The 21,488-nt window shown below is 35.3% G+C and carries 25 protein-coding genes and 2 pseudogenes; 13 read left to right on the top strand and 14 right to left on the bottom strand.

The annotated features are described in order from the left end of the window. Positions 1-27: 27 nt before the first annotated feature. The gene (locus JFT89_RS07215) at positions 28-948 is read right to left on the bottom strand and encodes a S66 peptidase family protein (RefSeq protein WP_002011617.1); all 921 of its coding nucleotides are present in this window, start codon (positions 946-948) and stop codon (positions 28-30) included. Between the two features lie 73 nt (positions 949-1,021). On the opposite strand from JFT89_RS07215, the gene JFT89_RS07210 reads away from it, so the two are divergent. After that, a complete protein-coding gene (locus tag JFT89_RS07210) occupies positions 1,022-2,158 on the top strand; it encodes an NAD(P)H-dependent flavin oxidoreductase (RefSeq protein ID WP_016094495.1) in 1,137 nt (378 codons plus the stop codon). A 17-nt stretch (positions 2,159-2,175) separates the two neighbouring features. Here the strand turns inward: JFT89_RS07210 and dltD are convergent, their stop codons facing one another. The 5 genes from dltD to JFT89_RS07185 all read right to left on the bottom strand — a co-directional run bounded on the left by dltD (position 2,176) and on the right by JFT89_RS07185 (position 6,492). After that, positions 2,176-3,351, bottom strand: a complete 1,176-nt coding sequence (gene dltD / locus JFT89_RS07205) for a D-alanyl-lipoteichoic acid biosynthesis protein DltD (RefSeq protein ID WP_016094494.1) — start codon at positions 3,349-3,351, stop codon at positions 2,176-2,178. Beyond that, positions 3,348-3,587, bottom strand: a complete 240-nt coding sequence (dltC, locus tag JFT89_RS07200; RefSeq protein ID WP_002011622.1) for a D-alanine--poly(phosphoribitol) ligase subunit DltC — start codon at positions 3,585-3,587, stop codon at positions 3,348-3,350. The genes dltD and dltC overlap by 4 nt, the downstream gene beginning before the upstream one ends. A 68-nt stretch (positions 3,588-3,655) precedes the next feature. Next, on the bottom strand, positions 3,656-4,822 hold the full coding sequence (dltB, locus tag JFT89_RS07195) for a D-alanyl-lipoteichoic acid biosynthesis protein DltB (protein ID WP_002126234.1): 1,167 nt from the start codon (positions 4,820-4,822) through the stop codon (positions 3,656-3,658). Then, positions 4,819-6,333 carry a D-alanine--poly(phosphoribitol) ligase subunit DltA gene (dltA, locus tag JFT89_RS07190; protein WP_002064418.1) on the bottom strand — a complete coding sequence of 505 codons (1,515 nt, stop codon included), beginning with the start codon at positions 6,331-6,333 and terminating at the stop codon, positions 4,819-4,821. The genes dltB and dltA overlap by 4 nt, the downstream gene beginning before the upstream one ends. 12 nt (positions 6,334-6,345) lie before the next feature. Next, on the bottom strand, positions 6,346-6,492 hold the full coding sequence (locus JFT89_RS07185) for a teichoic acid D-Ala incorporation-associated protein DltX (RefSeq protein ID WP_002011626.1): 147 nt from the start codon (positions 6,490-6,492) through the stop codon (positions 6,346-6,348). 359 nt (positions 6,493-6,851) lie between these two features. Between JFT89_RS07185 and JFT89_RS07180 the strand changes: the two genes are divergently transcribed. From JFT89_RS07180 to JFT89_RS07160, 5 genes are all read left to right on the top strand, one after another. Continuing rightward, on the top strand, positions 6,852-8,030 hold the full coding sequence (locus JFT89_RS07180; RefSeq protein ID WP_016094493.1) for an amidohydrolase: 1,179 nt from the start codon (positions 6,852-6,854) through the stop codon (positions 8,028-8,030). Positions 8,031-8,253: 223 nt separating this feature from the next. After that, positions 8,254-8,418 carry a hypothetical protein gene (locus JFT89_RS07175; protein ID WP_002064420.1) on the top strand — a complete coding sequence of 55 codons (165 nt, stop codon included), beginning with the start codon at positions 8,254-8,256 and terminating at the stop codon, positions 8,416-8,418. Continuing rightward, on the top strand, positions 8,411-8,857 hold the full coding sequence (locus JFT89_RS07170; RefSeq protein WP_002086759.1) for a flavodoxin: 447 nt from the start codon (positions 8,411-8,413) through the stop codon (positions 8,855-8,857). Before JFT89_RS07175 ends, JFT89_RS07170 begins: the two co-directional genes overlap by 8 nt. 24 nt (positions 8,858-8,881) lie before the next feature. Then, on the top strand, positions 8,882-9,655 hold the full coding sequence (locus JFT89_RS07165) for a hypothetical protein (protein ID WP_016094492.1): 774 nt from the start codon (positions 8,882-8,884) through the stop codon (positions 9,653-9,655). Positions 9,656-9,752: 97 nt separating this feature from the next. Then, the gene (locus JFT89_RS07160) at positions 9,753-9,914 is read left to right on the top strand and encodes a hypothetical protein (protein ID WP_002126244.1); all 162 of its coding nucleotides are present in this window, start codon (positions 9,753-9,755) and stop codon (positions 9,912-9,914) included. On the opposite strand, the gene JFT89_RS07155 is transcribed toward JFT89_RS07160, so the two are convergent. Beyond that, positions 9,911-10,819, bottom strand: a complete 909-nt coding sequence (locus tag JFT89_RS07155; RefSeq protein ID WP_002064423.1) for an aminoglycoside phosphotransferase family protein — start codon at positions 10,817-10,819, stop codon at positions 9,911-9,913. The genes JFT89_RS07160 and JFT89_RS07155 overlap by 4 nt on opposite strands. Before the next feature lie 99 nt (positions 10,820-10,918). On the opposite strand from JFT89_RS07155, the gene JFT89_RS07150 reads away from it, so the two are divergent. Next, positions 10,919-11,428 carry a hypothetical protein gene (locus JFT89_RS07150; protein ID WP_002064424.1) on the top strand — a complete coding sequence of 170 codons (510 nt, stop codon included), beginning with the start codon at positions 10,919-10,921 and terminating at the stop codon, positions 11,426-11,428. 25 nt (positions 11,429-11,453) lie between these two features. Here the strand turns inward: JFT89_RS07150 and JFT89_RS07145 are convergent, their stop codons facing one another. The 3 genes from JFT89_RS07145 to JFT89_RS07135 form a co-directional block, all read right to left on the bottom strand. After that, positions 11,454-11,603 (bottom strand): hypothetical protein, encoded by a 150-nt coding sequence (locus tag JFT89_RS07145; RefSeq protein WP_000743737.1) that lies wholly within the window; start codon positions 11,601-11,603, stop codon positions 11,454-11,456. An 18-nt stretch (positions 11,604-11,621) separates the two neighbouring features. Continuing rightward, positions 11,622-11,795, bottom strand: coding sequence for a hypothetical protein (locus JFT89_RS07140; RefSeq protein ID WP_000343684.1), 174 nt, complete (start codon positions 11,793-11,795; stop codon positions 11,622-11,624). 76 nt (positions 11,796-11,871) lie between these two features. Further along, positions 11,872-13,230, bottom strand: coding sequence for an MATE family efflux transporter (locus JFT89_RS07135; protein WP_002140955.1), 1,359 nt, complete (start codon positions 13,228-13,230; stop codon positions 11,872-11,874). Between the two features lie 182 nt (positions 13,231-13,412). Here JFT89_RS07135 and uppP point away from each other — a divergent pair, with 182 nt between their 5' ends. After that, complete coding sequence (gene uppP, locus JFT89_RS07130; RefSeq protein WP_002064425.1) at positions 13,413-14,204, top strand: bacitracin resistance undecaprenyl-diphosphatase; 792 nt, start codon at positions 13,413-13,415, stop codon at positions 14,202-14,204. Positions 14,205-14,234: 30 nt separating this feature from the next. Here the strand turns inward: uppP and JFT89_RS07125 are convergent, their stop codons facing one another. Both JFT89_RS07125 and JFT89_RS07120 read right to left on the bottom strand, forming a co-directional pair. After that, positions 14,235-14,822, bottom strand: a complete 588-nt coding sequence (locus JFT89_RS07125) for a thioredoxin family protein (RefSeq protein ID WP_080001740.1) — start codon at positions 14,820-14,822, stop codon at positions 14,235-14,237. 33 nt (positions 14,823-14,855) lie between these two features. Continuing rightward, a pseudogene (locus JFT89_RS07120) lies at positions 14,856-15,286 on the bottom strand (regulatory YrvL family protein). 162 nt (positions 15,287-15,448) lie between these two features. On the opposite strand from JFT89_RS07120, the gene JFT89_RS07115 reads away from it, so the two are divergent. Beyond that, entirely contained in the window at positions 15,449-15,868 is a 420-nt protein-coding gene (locus tag JFT89_RS07115) for a MarR family winged helix-turn-helix transcriptional regulator (RefSeq protein WP_002064429.1), read from the top strand. Between the two features lie 153 nt (positions 15,869-16,021). Beyond that, positions 16,022-16,177 (top strand): hypothetical protein, encoded by a 156-nt coding sequence (locus tag JFT89_RS07110; protein ID WP_002011733.1) that lies wholly within the window; start codon positions 16,022-16,024, stop codon positions 16,175-16,177. A gap of 22 nt (positions 16,178-16,199) precedes the next feature. Here JFT89_RS07110 and JFT89_RS07105 read toward each other — a convergent pair. Continuing rightward, a pseudogene (locus JFT89_RS07105) lies at positions 16,200-17,437 on the bottom strand (dicarboxylate/amino acid:cation symporter). 1,013 nt (positions 17,438-18,450) lie between these two features. On the opposite strand from JFT89_RS07105, the gene JFT89_RS07100 reads away from it, so the two are divergent. Next, entirely contained in the window at positions 18,451-19,794 is a 1,344-nt protein-coding gene (locus JFT89_RS07100) for a TrkH family potassium uptake protein (protein WP_201039699.1), read from the top strand. Positions 19,795-19,828: 34 nt separating this feature from the next. Here the strand turns inward: JFT89_RS07100 and JFT89_RS07095 are convergent, their stop codons facing one another. Continuing rightward, entirely contained in the window at positions 19,829-20,194 is a 366-nt protein-coding gene (locus JFT89_RS07095) for a hypothetical protein (protein WP_002149534.1), read from the bottom strand. Positions 20,195-20,538: 344 nt separating this feature from the next. Here JFT89_RS07095 and ytfJ point away from each other — a divergent pair, with 344 nt between their 5' ends. Next, positions 20,539-20,946 (top strand): GerW family sporulation protein, encoded by a 408-nt coding sequence (gene ytfJ / locus JFT89_RS07090; protein ID WP_002064435.1) that lies wholly within the window; start codon positions 20,539-20,541, stop codon positions 20,944-20,946. 108 nt (positions 20,947-21,054) lie between these two features. After that, the gene (locus JFT89_RS07085; RefSeq protein WP_000608225.1) at positions 21,055-21,144 is read left to right on the top strand and encodes a hypothetical protein; all 90 of its coding nucleotides are present in this window, start codon (positions 21,055-21,057) and stop codon (positions 21,142-21,144) included. The last annotated feature ends 344 nt before the right edge of the window (positions 21,145-21,488 follow it).

The raw sequence follows: 21,488 nt of genomic DNA, 5'->3' as shown, positions 1-21,488 counted from the left end.
AAGGAAAAGCTTAGCAGCTTTTCCTTTTTAATTTGAACATGGAGTGGCTATACCAGAAGAAATAGAAACAGTTTTGTTAGTTGTATTTATTGTTGCTGTAGCTCCGAGGGGAATACCGATATTTGGACTTATATGTCCAATCGGTAAACCGAATAACACAGGTATATTATATGGCGTGAAATATTCATATAATATTGTTTGCAATGATTGAGATGGCTTAGAAGGGTTGCAGTCGTGACAACTTGTAAAAATAACGCCGCTGCATTCATTAAACTGTCCAGATAAAAGTAGTTGATTTAACATCCGGTCAATGCGGTACGGTTCTTCACCAATATCTTCAAGCAATAAAAGTTTATTTGACGTATTTATCTCATAGGGCGAGCCAATTATACTTGTTAACACAGTTAAATTCCCTCCAACTAATGTGCCTGTAACTGTACATGGAGAGGTAGGTACGATACATTCTGATGCATATAAGATAGATGAATACGGATGGAATAGTTGATTGAAAGAAGATAAGGAGAGAGAATCTATACCTTTTCCTAATTCTTCAATCATTGGACCATGAAAAGTAACCAGCTCCGCATAACGTGAAAAGGCAGTATGTAAAGCCGTAATATCGCTATATCCCCAAAAAATCTTTGGATTCCGTTGAATGATTTCATATTGAATGTAAGGGAGGAGACGAGCGCTGCCGTAACCACCTCGTGCACAAAAGACTGCTTTGACCTCAGTATTTGTAAATGCTTCATGTATATCATCAAGACGAACTTGATCACTTCCAGCTAAATATCCATATTTTTCATAAACACTCTTTCCAATTATTACGGATAATCCCATCTCTTGTAATACGTTCACACCTTTTAATATATTCTCAAGTGTTGGTGGGCCAGACGGTGCAATAACCATTACTGTATCACCTTTTTGCAACGCATTTGGATAAATCATTGTTCTCAGCCTCCTTCTCTTTCAATATATTCGCTTGAGCGAAAGTTCAATCCTTGTAAAAGAAGGGGAAAGCATGTCATATAAAGAAGGTATAGGGAAAGTAGGAGGGAAAATGATGTTTATAAGTCGAGTAATAGATATATTACAAATTAAGTATCCGATCATTCAAGCAGGTATGGCAGGAGCGATTACAACGTCAGAACTTGTTGCAGCTGTGAGTAATAGCGGAGGATTAGGTACGCTTGGAGCAGGGTATATGAGCCCAGAACAAATCCGTGAAGCGATTTATAAAATAAGGGAACTAACAAATAAGCCTTTCGGTGTTAATTTACTTTTAACGAAAGAGATACAGATAGAAGAAGAGAAGGTAAACGAGGCGAAAGTATTACTTAGTGGAGTGAATAGAGAATTAGGTATAGAGGAAGAAAAGACTTTAAAACTTCCAAAAGGCTATAAAGAACAATTACAAGTATTATTAGAGGAAAAGGTACCAGTCGTTAGTTTTGCATTTCAAACGTTAGAAAAAGAAGAAATAGATGATTTGAAAAAGGAAGGGATAAAAGTTATCGGAACAGCTACCCATGTAGCGGAAGCGAAAGCACTTGCTAAGTTAGGGGTAGATATTATTGTCGGGCAAGGTAGCGAGGCAGGAGGGCATAGAGGAACGTTTATTGGGAAAGAACAAGATGCGATGATTGGTACATTTGCATTAATCCCGCAATTAGTAGCGGAAGTACCTCATATCCCGATTGTTGCAGCAGGTGGTGTAATGAATGGGCAAGGGCTTGTTGCGGCATTTGCGTTAGGGGCAGAAGCTGTTCAAATGGGATCAGCATTTTTAACGAGTGAAGAAAGTATTACGCATGACGTGTATAAAGAAGCGATTTTACATAGTACAGATACGAGTACAACGGTAACTCGTGCGTTTTCCGGGAAATATGCACGGGGTATTCGTAATGAATTTATAGAGAAACATGAAGGAAGAGAAGCGAATTTGCCGATGTATCCAGTGCAAAACGTATTAACTTCAAAAATACGTCAAGAAGCAGCGAAGCAAAATAAGGAAGAGTATATGTCGCTTTGGGCAGGACAAGCATCATCATTAGCACGAACGGAATCAGCTCAGCACGTAGTGAAGCGTGTCATGAAAGAAGCAGAGAACGTAATTGAACAATTACAAGGTGTATATAGAAAAAGACCACTTGAATAATTCAAGCGGTCTTTTCGTTAGTTTGCTTTATAAAATTGTTGGATAGCTTCGTCGATGTAAACCCAGCCTTTCCAACCTAAGTGCATATGATCTTTTAAGAAGTACTTATCATATTCATGATTTGAGAAATCAGCAATTGGATAACCAGCTTTCTTAATTTGCTCATGAACTTTATTGTAGTATAATTCGCGTTTTTCTTTTGGGAAGCCAGCGTAATCATACCAAGGACCTTTTACAGGAACAGAAATGAAGAGCGGTTTTGCGCCAGATTGTTTTAATAAATCAAGTACAATTTGTAAATCTTCATACTCTGGTGATTGGTCATAAGCATCATTTTTTAAGTAACCTTCACGTTGTTTTAATTTCTTCTTAATTTTGCTATTGAAGTAATCATCTTCGATACCATATTCGTTAGAGCTTGATTCTACTGCACCTGTTTGATCAGCATGCTTACGAGCTTCTTCCCAGTTCATTTGTTTCAATGATGGATCAAGCTGTTCTTTATGCGGCTTAATATTAAACATAGCTGTAAATAAATCTTTACGATCTAGAATGTTACGATAGATATAAGCGAAAGGTTTAGCAGCAAGTGCTTTTACTTTATACTTTGTATCATCGTAGGCGATACCTTCAAGCGAAATTTTTAATAAAGTTTCTTTTTTAACAATCTCAAAGTTTAATAAGCGTTTTGCAATTTGTTTTTTCATTTCAGGTTTTAAATCATCGTTGAAAATGAAGTGGTAACCTTGTTGTTTTGAAAAGTTAGGTGCAAAGTGTGTCTCATCAATACCTTGTGGTACAAACCATTGAGGAGAAAGAACGAATATCATTTTCTTATCTTTCAATTGATCCATTGTAGATGCGAAGTTTAATACATGTACAAGGTCTTGTGTTCCACCGCGCCCAAGTAGGAATGGTGTGAATCCTTCAGGCTTTACTTTGAAATAATTCGATGGATGGAAAGCATCCATACGTGCGAATTCCGATGAACCGTACATCGGAAGATATTTCGGGTCTGCTAACATCTTTTGCTGTAAAATCATACTTTGAATCTTTTCTTCTTTTAAAGAAGTCGCAGCTTGTTCTACTTTCTCATCACTTAAAAGTGGAAGTAGGAAGCGCGTTGGAATAAGTAAGAATACAGCAAAAAGGGCCAATGCTAAAAGCATCGGACCAAATTTTACTTTGTTCATCGGATTTCTTCCAACTTTTTAATAACCATATTTGGTGTAGCCCACTCATCGCGGTCAAAATCAGAAATAGAAACTTCAATCTCTAAACGCTCTTGGAATTCTACTAATAAAGATACTACAGCGAAAGAATCAAGAATACCTTCTTCAAATAATTGAACATCTAAGTTCTCTTTCACAATATCGTTTTCACATACTTCTTCTAAAATATCTAATACTTGCTCTTTGAATTCTGCCATTTTAAAAATCTCCTTTATATCCGAAATATATTATATGTGCAACTTCTTAATAGTATAAGAAGGGTGCATTAAAAGTATCTGTTAAGGTGTCCAGAGAAGATCAGGAAACCGAAACATACAACGTGGAACGTAATTACAATCGCAAGGACGTGTGTAAATTTATTGTTTGGCCAAAACTTATGCTTCTTGTTTTTTCGTTCGAAAATATCGAATAAAATAAACAGTGCGGCATGATATAGACCATAAATAACATACTGCGCAACAGCGCTTCCTTGGATGTGCCAAATTCCCATAATGAAAAAGTTTAAAAATGCACCGATATACGAAATTGTGTAACGGTTCTTAATTAACTTTTTCTTCGTTGCAAAAAAGACGAAACGCATGTAAATAAAATCACGGAACCAGAATGATAAACTCATGTGCCAGCGGTTCCAGAAGTCTTTAATGTTACGACTAAGGAATGGCTTATTAAAGTTTTCTGGAGTTTTAATTCCCATCATGTAACTGATACCAATTACGAACGCACTATAACCTGCAAAGTCAAAGAATAACTGCATGCTAGTAGCGTACATAAAAATCACATTAGATAAAAGTGTATCTTGATTGGCGAATACTGCCTTTACAAGATATGTGGTTATCAAGTGCGCGATTATAAATTTATACAGAAAACCTTGGAAAATACGGTTAATCCCTGTATATAGTAACTTTTGATATTCCTCAGCACTAGGCGGCTTTTGAATATCTTTTTGGAATCTACGGTAACGATCGATAGGTCCACTTGAAATCGCAGGGAAGAATAAAACGAATTCCCAGAAATTAAAGAAGGAAAGTTCTTTAATTAAATTATCACGAACTTCAAAGACCATCTGTACAGCTCTAAATGTTACGTAAGACATACCTGCGAAAACAATAAAATGCAATTCAGGTACAAACGGTGCGATTTTTGCCAAAATAAGCGGTAAAATCGATAAAATAACAGCTATACAAAACGTGAATGTACTATTATTTTGTTTTCTTAAAATTAAATAGCCTTTAATAAGGGCATATTGCCAAATAATAAATGCGGCTAACATGATTGCTTGCTTCGGTTTATCAGAGAAGATAATAACGAGCATTACTAATGTTAAAACGGCATTATATTTACGCAACATTTTACCTTTTAATCCAGCTATGATAGTAGGTATTAATAAAATGCCTACTATAGCGAAAAAATAAAATGATCCATATGCGGTCATGCTGTAACCTCACTCAATAATTTTTTGCGATCTACCTTTCCATTTGGTGTCATTGGAATAGAAGAGTGATACATGAATTTACGTGGAATCATGTAATTTGGTAATCGCTCATTGAGTTCTTTTTTGATTGCAGATGTTAATTTGAATTCTTTTTCAAACGAATGCTCTCCAGGAACAACAACCGCTAATAAGTAATCATATTTTTCACCTTTTTTAATTGGAACAACAACTGCACCTTCTACGTAAGAACACGCGCGAAGATGATGTTCGATTTCTTCTAATTCCATTCGATAACCATGAAGCTTAATTTGGAAATCAAGACGACCATTATAGAATAGAAGACCATTTTCTACATAGCCAGCATCACCTGTTTTATAGGCGCGCTCACCATCAATCATGGTAAATACTTTTTCTGTTAATTCAGGGCTTCCTAAATAGCCAACGCTTACGCTTGGACCGACAATTACGATTTCACCTTTTTCACCGTCAGGTGCAATTGTACCATCTTCTTTCATAATAAGAAGGCGACAGTCTGATTTACAGTAGCCAACTGGAAGTGATTTGTATTGATCAAGTACTTCTTCTGTAACGTGAATGCCTGTTACAGCAACAGTAGCTTCTGTTGGACCGTACGTATTCATAATTGCTGCTTTCGGGAAACGCTCAATTAATTTTCTAGCTACTTCATTTGGTAACACTTCACCGCAGAATAAGAATGTTTTCATGTTTGGTAGCATACTTTCAGAGAAAGAGGCTTCCATTAAACACATTTCTGCGAAAGATGGTGTCGAAGTCCATACTTGTATATCCGATTGCTCTAAAGAAGCAAACAAGTCTTTTGGACGTGCAATCATATCTTTATCGATTGCCCAAAGTGTACCACCTGTTACTAATGATGGGTAAATATCCATTACAGATAAATCGAATGAGAAAGGTGCTTGGTTTAAGAATACTTGCCCTGTTTGTAAGTTGAAATCTTCTACAGCCCATTTTGTAAAGCTAACAAGACAGTTATAAGTAATCTGAACCCCTTTCGGATTACCTGTACTTCCTGATGTGTAAATAATGTAGAAGTTCTCATCACCTTTTACCGCATGTTCAGGATTTGGAGTATTCCCTTTATGAGTAAAGAAAATATCTTTTAAGTTATCTTCACTTGTAATGCGAACTGGTAAGTCCGTTACCGTTACTTCTGCCCCTGATAACAGTAATTTCGCACCAGAACTTTCAGCAATACGTTGTACACGATCAGCTGGAATAGATAAATCTACAGGAATGTAAGCATGTCCAGCTTTTACACAACCTAAAAAGTTAATAATCATTTCAGGTTGCATATGGCCATAAACCATAATTGGTGAACGATCATCTGGATACTCAGAAGAAATCCAATGTGCTAACGCATCAGAATCTTCCTTTAATTGTTTGTACGTAATTTTCGCATCTCGCCAAACAAAAGCGGTTTGATCAGGCGTTTCTACAGCCCACTTTTCAATTTGTTCTAATAACTTCATAACGTTCCCACCCTAGAATTCATTGTAAATAAATGTACTTGTGTTTGTATCATGGAATCCATACAACCAAAGTAATGCAAATAAAATTGCAAGGTAATAAACCGTCTTTGCAACCCATTGTGTGAGTGGTTGAGACCATATCTCTTTTAATCTTTCCATGTCTTTCCCTCGCTTAATGAAATAATAGCTCTTTGTAGGTATCATGTCCTACATTATTGTGAAAAAAACAAAATCCCACATTTTAGGTAAAAATAAGTCAAAAGGCTCTTTTCTGATATTAGCACTAAATACTAAAAAAGAAAATCCCTAACTTAGCAATTATATTACATTCAGCATGAATTTGTAATGGGTTTGACATGTAAATAGCAAGTGGATTGTGTGAATGTATAAAAGTGGATTGTGAGAAGGCGGGAAAATATAATATTTGTTTTGTTATTCCTGAATTGGAGTGGGTTAATAATCACTGGGTACTTAGTACATTTTCAAGGTATAGAGCCTTTTAAAAGGAGGTAATTATTATGAAAAGAGAGTGGAGGAGTTTTATTTCAGAGGAAAATATCATTAAATGGAGACGGCATTTCCATAAGTATCCGGAATTATCGTTTCATGAAAAAGAAACTTCGCAATTTATATATGAAACATTATGCTCATTTTCTTCTTTTGAAGTAACGAGACCAACGCAGTACAGTGTGCTAGCAATTAAAAGAGGAAGGCAACAAGGAAAAGTAGTTGCGATTCGAGCTGATATAGATGCTTTACCAATCCAAGAGGAGACAAGGAAACCTTATACGTCTGTGCATAAAGGAATAATGCATGCATGCGGGCATGATGCTCACGCAGCTATTTTATTAAGTACAGCAGAGACGATAGCAAATATGAAGGAAGATTTTGCAGGCGAAATCCGTCTGTTCTTTCAGCACGCAGAGGAAGTGTATCCCGGTGGTGGACAAGAAATGGTGGAGGCCGGTGTTATGGACGGCGTCGATTATGTAGTAGGTTTGCACGTTATGTCTGGATTAGAAAGTGGAAAGATAGGAATTGTATATGGCCCTATGATGGCAGCACCAGACGTATTTACAATTGAAATTTTAGGAAAGGGTGGTCACGCGGCACGACCAGAAGAAACGATAGATCCTATTGCTATCGGAGCACAAATTATTACAAATTTACAACATATCGTATCAAGAAATACAAGTGCTTTTATGCATAGAGTAGTGTCAGTTACACAATTTCATGGGGGGATGGCCGATAATATCATTCCAAACACAGCAGCTTTAATGGGAACTGTTCGATCTTTTAATCAAACATTAAGAGAGGAAGCAAAAGAGAAAATTGAGCAAATTGTAAAAGGAATTACAGAAGCACATGGGGGAGATTATACATATACGTATCGTTACGGATATGATCCAGTTGTTAATAATGAGTACATTACGAAAATAGTAGAAAAAAGTGCGATAAAATTGTTCGGAAATCAGCGTATTGTGCATCTTGAACCTTCTATGGGAGGAGAAGATTTTTCAGCGTATTTAAGAAAAGCACCTGGTTGTTTCATTAAATTAGGAACAGGGAATGAAAATATTGATACTTGTTATCCACATCATCATCCGAAATTTGATGTGGATGAATCGGCTTTAATTAATGGAGTGGAACTATTTTTAGAGACAACTATAAGACTACTAGAAACTGATAAAGCATAAAAAAAGGCAACTGCACTCTATTGCAGTTGCTTTTATTTCTTCCGTCAGAGAGGGCTGAGAAAGAACTATGCTCATTTATAGTATATGAATAGCTAACGGACAAGCTTGTACATTTTAACTATTTTTTAAAAAATAGTTATTGACTTTGATAATCAATTTCAATTAATCTAATGGTATAATTGAAATTGATAATTATTATCAATGAAACAGATGAGGAACCTTAATGAGAAAAACATTTCACCTTTTACGAAGGGGATTAAAAAATAAAGATGTTGATAAGCATATTGAATGGCAACGAAATGTAATTCGTTCTGAATATGTAGGTGAGAAGAGTACACTTCAAACAGAAAAAGAGATACAAGGTAAAAGGAGAGGTTCAGTTGAGTAAGTTAGTAATGATTTTTGCAAGTATGAGTGGAAATACAGAGGAAATGGCTGACCATATTGCGGGTGCGATTCGTGAAACAGAAAATGAGATTGAAGTAATTGATATTATGGATACACCAGAAGCTTCTATATTAGAGCAATATGACGGGATTATTTTAGGTGCTTATACTTGGGGAGATGGTGATCTTCCTGATGATTTTTTAGATTTTTATGATGCAATGGATTCTATTAACTTAACTGGTAAAAAAGCAGCTGCATTCGGTTCTTGTGATTCGGCTTATCCGAAATACGGGGTAGCGGTTGATATTTTAATAGAAAAGCTGCAGGAGCGCGGGGCAGCAGTTGTGTTAGAAGGATTGAAAGTAGAATTAACGCCAGAAGATGAAGATGTAGAAAAATGTTTACAGTTTGGAGCTGAATTCGTAAAACACCTTTCTTAATGGCAGAAGGGAGATGAAGAGCAATTGCATGAGAAAATCTCAATCAAAACGATGACAGATTACCATTTGTATGATTTTATGCGTTGTCCGCATAAATTTTATTTCCGTCATATAAAAAGAAGAGAACCTTCTTCATTTGAATGGCAACAAATAGCGCAAATGATTGTGAATCAAATTATTAATGAATATTACACGCTACCTGCGGGCCAACAAACGAAAATTGTACTTTTAATATTAATAGAAAAGTATTGGAAAAAAGTAAGGATTAATATGTTTGCTTCAAAGGCGGAGTACTATATTGTTTTAGCGAAGCTAACTGATCACTTATTACAGTTTGTTGAAAGGGATGATAGTCAGGCACCGCCGTTATTTTTATATGAGAAGTTTCAAACATATATGGAAGAGTTAGGTGTCCACATGTCATTGACATTTGAAGTTGGTGAGTGGAGTGCTGAATCGTTTGTAATTAAAAAGTATGTTGTCGATGCGGATGAGGAAATGCTTGCTCTTTGTCAGAAGCTAATGACAGTATTCAGTTATAAAGCTTTCGGCATTCTTCCAGGAAAAATCGAAGTGATTAATTTAATAGAAGGAACTAAGTATGAGTACATTCCAAAACAGGAAGATATTATAACTGGAATGGATGATTTATTTAGAATGAAAGAAATGCTGCAACAACCTGAGCACTACACAGAGCGTAATTTTCGTTCTGAGTGTATGAGCTGTGCTTTTCGTAGTGAATGCCAAGTGGAAGAGGCAAAAGAGAAAACGCTGCAGAAGAAAAATATCGTACATTAAAGGATGCAATTTTGCATCCTTTTTATTATTGACATGAAAAGCTTTTCATCATTTACGGTATATGAGTAGCAGATTTTAATAAGAGGAGGAATAATCAATGAAAGATGAAACGGCAGTATTTCAATGGTTAAAAGAACAGAATGCTCCTTTTGGAATTCAACTGCAAATTTTACAGGCATTTCAATTGTATAAAGTTATTGTTGAAATGGATAAAAAGTTAATGATGTATGAGGAGAGAGAGTATAGGGAGAGAATTTAATCTCGTCCCTGTAGTATTGCTTTAAGCTGTTCTTCATTCTTCTTTAATATTATTTCGTTGTTTGTTTCAATGTTATAAATAAGGTTATGTAGTAAAGGGCTGTATTGATAAAAGGTAGTGATGCGGTGAATGAGTAATGGATCGCGGTGAGAAATAAGTGCACTGTATTGTTCATATACAGATGTAGTAAACTCACGACCGAAATCATAATATAGCCCAGCAAAATCAAAAGCGGGATCGCCAATTTGAGCATCTCCAAAATCGATAACACCTGAAATGTTTTTGTGCAGGTTGTTAAATAAAATGTGATGATGTGTAAAGTCAGCATGAATGATTGCATTTTGAAAGGTAGATTTAGTTATACAGGTAAAGAAATTTTCGAATAAACGATTTAAGGCTGATTTCTGTAATGAAGTAAGACTGTTAGTAAGATATTGATTTAATTTTGTTTGTAGTTCTTTCCAGTAGGTAAGTGTTTTTTCGATAGGGAACCCTAGCGTTTCAGTACGTTTTAAAGGAATACTATGTAAAGCCGCAAGGAAAGTGGCTAATTGTGTAATGATTGCTTTCAATTCTTTTTTCTCTAGCTTGGTAACTATTTCAGTTGTTAACGGTTCACCGTGAATGAGAGGATAATAGCTACAAAATGGAACCGTATTACAATTATTCTTATACAATAGTTTATACTTAGGGACTGCAATTTCTTGTAATGAATGAGAAAGAATTGTGCACAGTTCTTTTTCTAACGGAATTCGGTTTGCATATTCAAGTTTTCGTGGGAAACGAAATAGTAGTTCGTCATTTATAATAACCGTTATATTATCCCAACCTTCTTCATTTTGCATATATGAATGTATAGAAAGATCTGGTAGAGCTTCTTTTATATATTGTTTGTAAGAGTCCATAATTGTTCCTCGTTTCTAAGTTAAAGGTAGGTTATTCTACTTTATAATATCAGAATTTTCTTTCTGTATGTTAAAATATAACTATCATTATGGAGGAGGGTGGGGTGCATTACGAAGAAAAGAATATTAATCATTTCTCTATGTATCGCTTTTGGATTGTTTTGGTCATATAAAGAGGAGGTTTTTGCCAGCTTTAAACCGATAGATCGCTACGAGTTAAATAAGGAATTAAAGAACAAAAGTATAGAAACTTTAACTCATAAAGAAAAGAAAAATGTAGGAGAACACTTTGTGACAGCGCAACTAGCAGTGTTTGAGTTTAATAATAAAGAAGATGTGAAACGAAAAGGTGAAGAAATATTTGTAAATAGAGGGTATGAACAGTTAATAGAAAATTATTACCCAAACCGTTTTCGGGATTTAGAGTATAAATTTACAAACGAAGAGATACGTGAAGAGACAGATGAGAGTTTTCGCTATCATGCTGTAGCGTACGTTACTGGTATTGAAAATGGCAAGAGAAGTGAAATGAAATTAAATTATGACATGAAAATTGTAAAGGTTAATAATTTATTCATGGTGTTAGAACAAAAACAATATGTACAATAAAAAACCCTCTAGAAGCAGAGGGATTTTAAAGATTTTCATTTTGTTGACCAAGTTCTTTTTGAGCAATGTATAAATTTCCTTGCTCAACTTGTTTCAGTGTATGAACAGAATCTCCTGCATATCCTTTTTCTGTTTTAACAGTTCTTTTTGAACGATTTGAATCTTGTTTCTTCATATAATAGACCACCCTTCCTTAAAAATAGACGAAAATGATGAGCACGAGTAATACTGCTGCGAAAATGGTAATACCCATTAAAAAAGAAGTGTTTTTATATTTAGGTGGCTTATGTACATCTTGCCGATATCCAGGTGAAATTTCAGGGGCGAATTCTTCATCGAATGATTGTTTCTTTTGTTTTTCGTCCATATGTATCCACCTTTCTTTTTCATTATGTTACACGTTACAAGAAAAAATATGCATGAAGAAAACAGCCGCTATATCATTAGCGGCTGCTTTGCGTTGTATATTTTCTTTGTACTTGAAAGAGACGGATAAGCAGGAAGATTGCTCCAAATGCTAGACCGATAATAAGACCGATCCAATAACCTTTTGCTGCCCAGTCAGTATAAGTTGCTAACATGTAGCCAAGAGGTAGACCTATTACCCAATAAGCTATTAATGTCATAATTAAGGCAACATTTACGTCTTTATAACCACGAAGTGCTCCTTGTACTGGAGTTGCAATCGCATCTGAAATTTGAAATAAAATCGCGAATATAAGAAATTCTTTAGCTAAATGATGGACATTTGCATTTGTCGTATAAATAGAAGCAATTTCATCATCAAAGAAATAGAGAAGGATTGAATATAAAAGAGCGAAAGCAAGGGCTAACCCAATTCCGATAAATCCATATTGTTTCGCATTATTGTATCGTTTTGCTCCAACTTCAAATCCGACTGCTATCGTCATTGCCATTGCTAAACTTAAAGGAGTCATATATAACAAGGAAGCAAAGTTCATAGCTGCTTGATGTGCTGCTATTGTTGTCGTACTAAAATTACTCATCATAAGTGTTACCGCAGCGAAAATACTCGTCTCAAAAAAGATAGCAAATCCGATAGGGACGCCAAGTTTCAGGAATTCCTTCCAGATTGTAAAGGAAGGGCGGTATAACTGTTTAAAGATATTGAAAGAAGCAAAAGGCTCTTTCGTACGAATAATAATAACCGTAATAATTAAAATACACCAATAAGTTGCTGCAGAAGCGATTGCCGCACCAACACCACCGAGTTTTGGAAAGCCAAAGTGACCAAAAATTAATAAGTAATTTAATACTACATTAATTGGTAATGATAGTAATGTAATAATCATCGTTGTTCGAGTTTTTCCTAATGCATCAATAAATCCACGTAAGACGGTGTAAGTAAATAAAGGGATAATTCCAATCGCGATAATAATTAAAAATTGTGCTGCAATACGTTCCACGGGTTCTTCTAATTGCATGCCATTTAAAATAGGTGAAACAGCGAAGAATCCGATAAGGATAACAACGAAACTAGCACAAATTGCTAAATATACTGCTTGTATGACAATGTGGGGAACGTCCTCCTTTTTCTTTGATCCAACGAGCTGTGCAACAATAGGAGTAGTAGCCATTAAAATTCCTGTTAAGCCGGTACTAACGGGAAGCCATATACTTGTTCCGATAGCAACACCCGCTAAATCAATAGGACTCGCATGTCCTGACATTGTCGTATCAAAAAAGCTCATCGCAAATAATGACATTTGCGTTACAAAAATCGGGAAAAAGAGTAATAAAAATTGCTTTAACTTTTGTGAGAATGAAGTAGTTTCTTTCATAAAATCCCCTTTCAACGTAAAAAACAAACTCTTATTATCATACAATTTAATCAAAAAATAGAAAAGAAATAAGCGTATACAACAAATGAAATCAATAAAAAAAGGATGCACTTTGAAAAGGGATAAGGTATTATGATAAGGTGTGAAAAAATTACATATTCGTTATTAAGGAGGCACTACTTGTGGCTGATTGGTTAATTGGATTAATCATGGGTGCTGTTGAAGGTTTAACAGAGTTTTTACCAGTATCATCAACAGGACATATGATTTTAACAGGACACTTAATTGGATTTGAAGACGATAGAGCGAAAGTTTTCGAAGTTGTTATTCAGTTGGGATCGATTTTAGCAGTTGTTGTTATATTTTGGAAACGTTTATGGTCATTAGTTGGAATAGGGAAAGTAACTGATGGACCATCTTTAAATTTATTACATATTATTATCGGGATGATTCCTGCCGGCATACTCGGCGTACTATTCCATAGCGCAATTAAAGAAGTTTTATTCGGTCCAGGACCGGTTGTTATTAGCTTAGTAGCTGGTGGTATTTTAATGATTGTTGCTGAGAAGTTTTCAAAACCAAGTACAGCAAGAACGTTAGATGAAATCACATATAAGCAAGCATTTACAATCGGAATGTTCCAATGTTTAGCACTTTGGCCAGGATTTTCTCGTTCTGGATCAACAATAAGTGGTGGTTTATTAGCACGTGTTTCGCATACAGCGGCAGCGGAATATACATTTATTCTAGCGGTGCCAATGATGGTAGCTGCAAGTGCCTTAGATTTAATTAAAAGCTGGGATATATTAAGCGCGGCTGATATACCGTTATTTGCAACTGGATTTATTACAGCATTCGTTGTTGCGATGCTTGCAATTGTTTCATTCTTAAAATTATTAGGTCGTGTAAAACTAACACCGTTCGCTTACTATCGTTTCATTTTAGCTGCGGTATTCTATTTCTTCGTTATGTAATAAAAAAACCTGCCGAAATCGGCAGGTTTTTTATTTTACTACTTTCTCAATCATGCTTTCCATTACATGTTCCCAAAGAGAAGTATCATCAGCTAATGTAGCACGGAAATTAGCATACATTTCTTTTTGTTTCTCTTCGAATGTTGGATCTTCTTTTTCAGGTAATGTAGCGCGCATTGAAGTTACTAATTCTTGTACTTTTGGAGCGCGTGGTCCAAAGACGGCTTGTTCATTTCCGTCTTTATCAATGAAAATAAAGATTGGAATCGCACGTGCTGTTCCGTTTGTTAAGTATTGATCCATTAACTCTAAGTTTTCATCGCGAATTAATAATTTCATATCAATATTTGCAACTTCAGAAATTCGTTTCATAACAGGTACACATAAAAGAGCATCGCCGCACCAATCAGCTGTTAATACGATAACACGCCAGCCATCATTTTGGCGTTCTTCTAATATAGGGAGTAATTCATTTGGAATTAAAAAGTTATTGTAAATGTGTAGTAGCTCGTATTGGTTTACTTTCATTTCATTCACATATGTATCAAAGGACATGCCTTTATCAGCCCATTGTAGTAAGTTCATAAGTAACACCTCTTTAGTATGATTTATTTTTATTGTACCAATTTTTATATAGAAAAGCTTGTATTCTTACTCTTTCTTATCACTAAATAATTTATTTAGTGTGTAAAGGAATAGTGCGACACATAATTCAGCTATGTTGGACATTTGTACACTCTCTATCCAGTCATCGGCGGTATGTATGACAAACCAATCTAACGTAATTTCAATTATAGAGAGCAGAGCAATTGAGAGCCAATTGGGCATACTTGTCATCATTGGATGTAGGAGCACTTTAAAGAAAATCAATATAAAATATGTAATACCGTCTAATAAAAGAATGAGTAAAAAAAGAGTAGTAGAGCTGTTCTTGATGAATATTCTATACCTGTAATATGAAAGATTCCCACATATACAAAAAATATAAATGCAAAGAATATAATGAGAATAAGAATAACAACACTAATAATAATAGTCTTATCTTTTAGACTGAGATTAGAAAGTTTGTCTTCTTCACTCATTGCCCCAACTCCTTTTTCTGGAAAATCAATTTCATTGTACCATGAAATATCTATTAAAAAACTACGAATTATGGGGAAATAAGGTGACAAAAAGTAAGATTTCGTGTAAAATTATTAATAAGGTTTTTATTTAACTAAATTAAATAAAAGGGGCTGTCAAAGTTGTCTCAAAATCGAGAACAATTAATGGAAGAACTATCGACAAATGTTTTTGCAATGTTTCGCACGTTGCGTAATGATATTGGAAAAATATTTGGTGGTTACATACCGTGGAATGAGTTCATTGTCCTTAGAATATTGAACCGTACGAATAAAGAAATGGTCTCACGTGTAGCTAATGAGTTAAATGTGTCGAATAGTCATATTACAGCTGTTACAGAAAAATTAATTAATAAAGGCTTTGTAACTCGTTCACGTTCTACATCAGATCGCCGAGTTGTATATTTAGAGATTACAGAACAAGGGAAAGAGTTAGTTGCGAAAATGGAAGGTGAGAAAAAGAAATATTTACAAGAAAGATTTTCCGCACTTTCAGAAGATGAAATGGATATAATGATATCTATTTCTAAAAAACTTATTTAAATAATTACAAATAAGAAAACGCTTACCTAATTAAAAAGAAGACCTTCCTCATATATGGAAGGTCTTCTTCTGTGTGTAATAGATGATAAAAAATAAAATGTGTATGAAAAAAGATAGAGCGCCATACTACTAATAAAGGAAGGAGGGAGAAATATGACGAATCGTAATGGTAGTCAAGGAAGTGGAAATCAAGGTTCACCAAAATCAGGGCAATTCCAGCAGGAGTTTAGTACTGAATTTGAAACGGGAAATGATAATAAAGGAAAAGAATATCGTTCGAAAAAAGGAAGTAAATCAAAAAAGGAGTGAAATGATTCACTCCTTTTTTGATTTAAGATGCTGCAGATTGATCCGTATTATATTTTTCTTCTGATTTTGCAACAATCATTGCACAAATTGCATCACCGGAAATATTTACAGCAGTTCTAGACATATCTAGAATGCGGTCAATACCGATAATTAAAGCAATGCCTTCTACTGGTAGATTTACTTGATTTAAAACCATCGTAAGCATTACTAGTCCAACACCTGGTACACCTGCAGTACCGATACTAGCTAGTACAGCAGTTAATACGACCATAGCTAATTGTGGTAATGTAAGTTCAACGCCGTATACTTGAGCGATAAATACAGTTGCTACCCCTTGCATAATAGCAGTACCATCCATATTAATCGTTGCACCTAGTGGTTGTACAAAAGAGCTTATCGCTTTTGGAACTCCAAGTTTTTCTTGGGCGGTTTTCATGGCAAATGGAAGGGACGCATTAGAACTAGATGTACTAAACCCAATTGCCATTACCGGACCGAAATGTTTAAAGAAACGAATAATACTTTCTTTGGCTAGTACCTTTAATAAGCCGCCGTATACGAAGACACCGTGAATAATGAGTACCAACATAACGACAATCATATACTTGAACATCGCAGCGACGCCTGCAAGACCCATTTTACCAACGGACGAAGCGAGCAACCCGAATGTTCCGATTGGAGCTAATTTCATGACGAGATTAACAAGATACATCATTAATTCGTTGCCCTGTTCAAGTAATGAATGGACACCTTGAACTCGTTTTCCTAAAACAGCTAAACCGAGTCCGATCAATGCGGCAAAGGCAATAATTTGTAGCATGTTCCCATCAGCCATCGCTTTTGCTGGATTATCTGGCACAATATTCAGCAATGTATCAACGAAAGATGTTTCAGTTTTTGCACCTTCATACTTAAGCCCGTCTGTTTTAAAGTTACCGCCAGCTCCTGGTTTTATGATAAGTGCAAATGTAACTGCAATAGAGATAGCGACAGCTGTTGTTACGAGAAAGAATGAAATTGATTTTAAACCACAATTCTTCCAAGTTGTTTCGGATCTCCAAGACCAGCAGCCCCAAGTACGATAGAAATGAATACAACAGGAACAACTAGCATTTTAATAAGTCGAATAAACAGTTGACCAAGTGGATTGAACGCATATTGATTCAATGGCTCAAAAATAGATGGAGCAGCTAAATTTAAAGTGAGTCCGACAACTAGACCGAGAAATAATGCAATTAAGATTGCCTTTGTTTGTTTCAATAACTCCCCCCCTTTTGTTTTTGTAAAATTGCTTTCTAAATTAATTATACCGAAAAAATACCTATGTTAACAATATTTTCTGAATATTTAGTATAAAATGGTCTGTTTCAATGTATATAGTCCATTTTTGCTGAAATATGTGGAAAGAATACATTTATGTATTTGGAAAAAAAATAGACCATCACATGATGGCCTAGGGAAGGGGACAATTTATATCAATTTAATTAGGGATGGAAGCTATTCAAAGACACTGGGGAATGTCTTATAAATTAGGGAGGAACAGCTCCGATACGTATACTATAAAAGGTGGATGTGACCTAGATGTGAACATGGAGTGAAAGAGAGAGGGAGTTTCAAATAAAAGATAGAAAGAACAAAAAAATAAGACCATCACATATAGGATGGTCAAGGAAGGGGACAATTTATGTCAATTTAATTAGGGATGGAAGCTATTCAAAGACACTGGGGAATGTCTTATAAATTAGGGAGGAATAGCTCCGATACGTATACTATAAAAGGTGGATGTGATCCTCGTGTGAACATGGAGTGAAAGAGAGAGGGAGTTTCAAATAAAAGATAGAAAGAACAAAAAAATAAGACCATCACATATAGGATGGTCAAGGAAGGGGACAATTTATGTCAATTTAATTAGGGATGGAAAGCTGTTCAAGACACTGGGGAATGTCTTATAAATTAGGGAGGAACAGCTCCGATACGTATACTATAAAAGGTAGATGTGACCCTCGTGTGAACTTGGAGTGAAAGATATAGGAATTTGAAAAGGGATAAAATAGTTGTTGTAAGAGTTATAGTATAAGTGGAGATATAATAGAGAATATTCTTTTGTAAAACGATAGGAATCTGAATATAAATAAAAGTTGAAATCTATGAAAAAAAGGATTATGCTCAACTATATTATAAGAATATAAGGTTTATCTCGCTACTTGTAGGCTCTTAAAGAGTCTTTATTTATGAGGGGATAAAAGCTTCACTTGATAAAGGGAGTTAGTGATATGGAAGTAGCAAAAAAACAAGGGTTGTATAATCGCCTTGTACGATTAAATCCACCACAAATTTTAGCATTAGGCTTTTTTTGTTTAATTGTGGTCGGAGGATTGTTATTAAAGTTACCGTTTGCAACGAAAGTACATATTAGTTGGATAGATGCTTTCTTTACAGCTACGTCGGCAGCGACTGTAACGGGTTTAGGTGTTGTAGATACTGCAAGTACGTTTACGATGTTTGGTGAAATTGTTATTATGTTTTTAATTCAAACGGGTGGTCTCGGCCTTATGACGATTGCCATTTTAATTGTTTGGGTATTAGGTAAAAAAATCGGTTTACGCCACCGATTATTAATTGGAGAAGCATTTAATCAAACAAATATTGGTGGTCTTGTGAAATTAGTGAAACGAGTTTTTATTTTTTCTATTTGTATTGAGCTAATTGGGGTTATCTTTTTATCGATTCGCTTTATTCCAGAGTTTGGTTTTGGAAAAGGTTTATACTATAGTATTTTTCACGTTATTGCGTCATATAATAATGCCGGCTTTGCGCTTTGGCCAGATAATTTAACAAGATATGTAGGAGATCCTATTATTAATATTGGGATTTGTTCTTTAATTGTAATAGGAGGGTTAGGGTTTACTGTATTAATTGATATATGGTATAGCCGTAGTTTCCGAAAATTATCACTGCACTCCAAAATCATGATTGTTGGAACGATAGCACTTAATGTTATTGCGATGATTGTGATTTTTGTATTGGAATATAATAATGTGAATACTTTGGGACACTTATCTTTAAATGAAAAGTTATGGGCTTCGTTCTTCCAAGGAATTACACCTCGTACAGCCGGTTTTAACACGGTAGATTATGGGGGGATGGAAGAGTCATCGATACTATTTACGATGGTATTAATGTTTATTGGTGCGGGAAGTGTATCGACAGGCGGTGGAATTAAGTTAACGACATTCGTTATTTTAATTACATCAGTTCTTTCTTTCTTTAGAAAGAAAGAGGATTTTGTTTTATTTCAGCGTACGATTAAAATGTCGACAGTAACGAGAGCGTTAGCAATTGTCGTTGCTAGTCAAATACTTATTTTTACAGCGGTATTTGTATTAATGCTTACAGAAGACTTCAGTTTTATTCAGTTATTATTTGAGACAATTTCAGCGTTTGGCACAGTAGGGTTAACAATGGGGATTACTGCAAAGCTATCGGCGTTTGGAAAATGTATTATTATGTTTGTTATGTTTTGTGGATTAATCGGACCGTTAACACTTGTGTTCTCTTTGGCACGACCAGCGAAACAAAAAATTAAATATCCATCAGAAGATGTATTTACAGGATAAGGTATCCCGCATAAAGCGAGATACCTTTTTCTTTTTAAAAAAGAGAGAACAATAAACCAATAATCGCCGCTCGGAATAATATCGCAATGAGTGCAGCGATACCACCCACAATGGCAGCGGTACCGCCAGTTACAGTAGCCCCGCGATTATAAGCGTAAATACCGAGTAAAACAGACACAAGACCAAATAGTGTTGGGAATGTGAATAGTGATAATATTGCTAAAGCAAGAGCGATAAAACCAGCAGTCGATCCAGCTGCAGATGATCTTACATCATCGTTATCTTTATCATCATAATCAATACGCTGTGGTGCAACTTCAGCTGCGTATTCTTCTTTATAGTCACTATAATCACTATCTATTCGATCTCTTTTTTTATATTCATCAAATTTCTCAGTCAAAGTAAGGACTCCTTTCATAACAAGGTTCAATAGTAGTATGTTTCTCTTTACTGTTTTTATCCCGCTATTTGCGAGCAGTAAGACTCCCACCTCAAAATTTGGTTGGAGCGAAGAAGTTAGGTGGGAGTCGGGCTGCCCGTAAACGCCCGATTGGTGAGGGCTAATAATCAGTGGGGAATGAACAAAACCCCCACTGATTAAAGTTTCACTTTATCCGAACTTGTACAGGGAGTAATATCCAATCGGAAAGTGAAAAATGTTTTTTCAAAATAGGAAAACTTAGTATGACTTCCTCTATTTTGGAAAGTATAAAAAAGAATAATGAGGAAAGGGTGTAGTACATAATGGAACATCCAATTGAAAATTTAATGAAAACAGCAATGACAAATTTAAAAGAGATGGTAGATGTAAATACGATTGTTGGAAGTCCGGTTTCAACAGCTGACGGAAATGTAGTATTAACAGTATCTCAAGTGGCTTTTGGTTTTGGAGCTGGTGGAAGTGACTTTAAAGGGGATTTTATTTCTGAAAAACATAACGGCGGACAAGGGCAGCATAAAGAGAACAGGCAAAGTCATCCATTCGGAGGCGGAAGCGGGGCTGGGGTTTCTATTAGCCCAGTTGCTTTTTTAGTAGTTGGTTCTAACGGTGTGCAAGTGTTGCATCTCAATAGTAGTACACATTTAATTGAAAAAGCGTTAAATACTGTGCCAAGCACTGTGGATAAATTTGTGAATGGTCGCCAAAAGTGAACTTGCATTTTTTAGGAATTATGATATATTAGAAAAAGTGCGCTTTAGGACGATCGGAATAATTGAACTGTAAATATATATGATGTGTGGAATAAGGGAGAGGAATTTATGATTAATATCAAAAACTTAGTAGTTGGCTTATGTATGTTAGTAAGCGGTTTTGTTGTATATGTAATAAAAGAAAAAGCTCCATTCTAAAACAGACAAACCGTTAATGTCTGTTTTTAATTTGTGAAAAATATTGACAAGTTATTGTATTGGTGTTAAAATTCTAATTCGTGTCTCGGTTAAAGCTAGTGTAAAGTAAATAAATCTTATGAATATAATACGAAAAGTTTGCGAAAGATCGGGTAGTCTTACCAACAACTTTTGTGAACAAACCCTATAAATTGTATATGTAAGCTTTATATGTATACTAGTGAATCAAGGAGCGGTCAGTGGAACCGTAATGATGAGAGAGAGGTAGGGCTTTCATCCAGTATATGTTACTTTCCCGTTAGGTGAATATAAAAAAGAGGGCTCCTTTTGAAAAGGAGCCCTCT

This window comes from Bacillus sp. TH25, from assembly GCF_016650935.1.
Lineage (GTDB): Bacteria > Bacillota > Bacilli > Bacillales > Bacillaceae_G > Bacillus_A > Bacillus_A mycoides.
The sequence above is the reverse complement of the archived record's forward strand: the minus strand, read 5'-3'. Positions and strand labels throughout refer to the sequence as shown.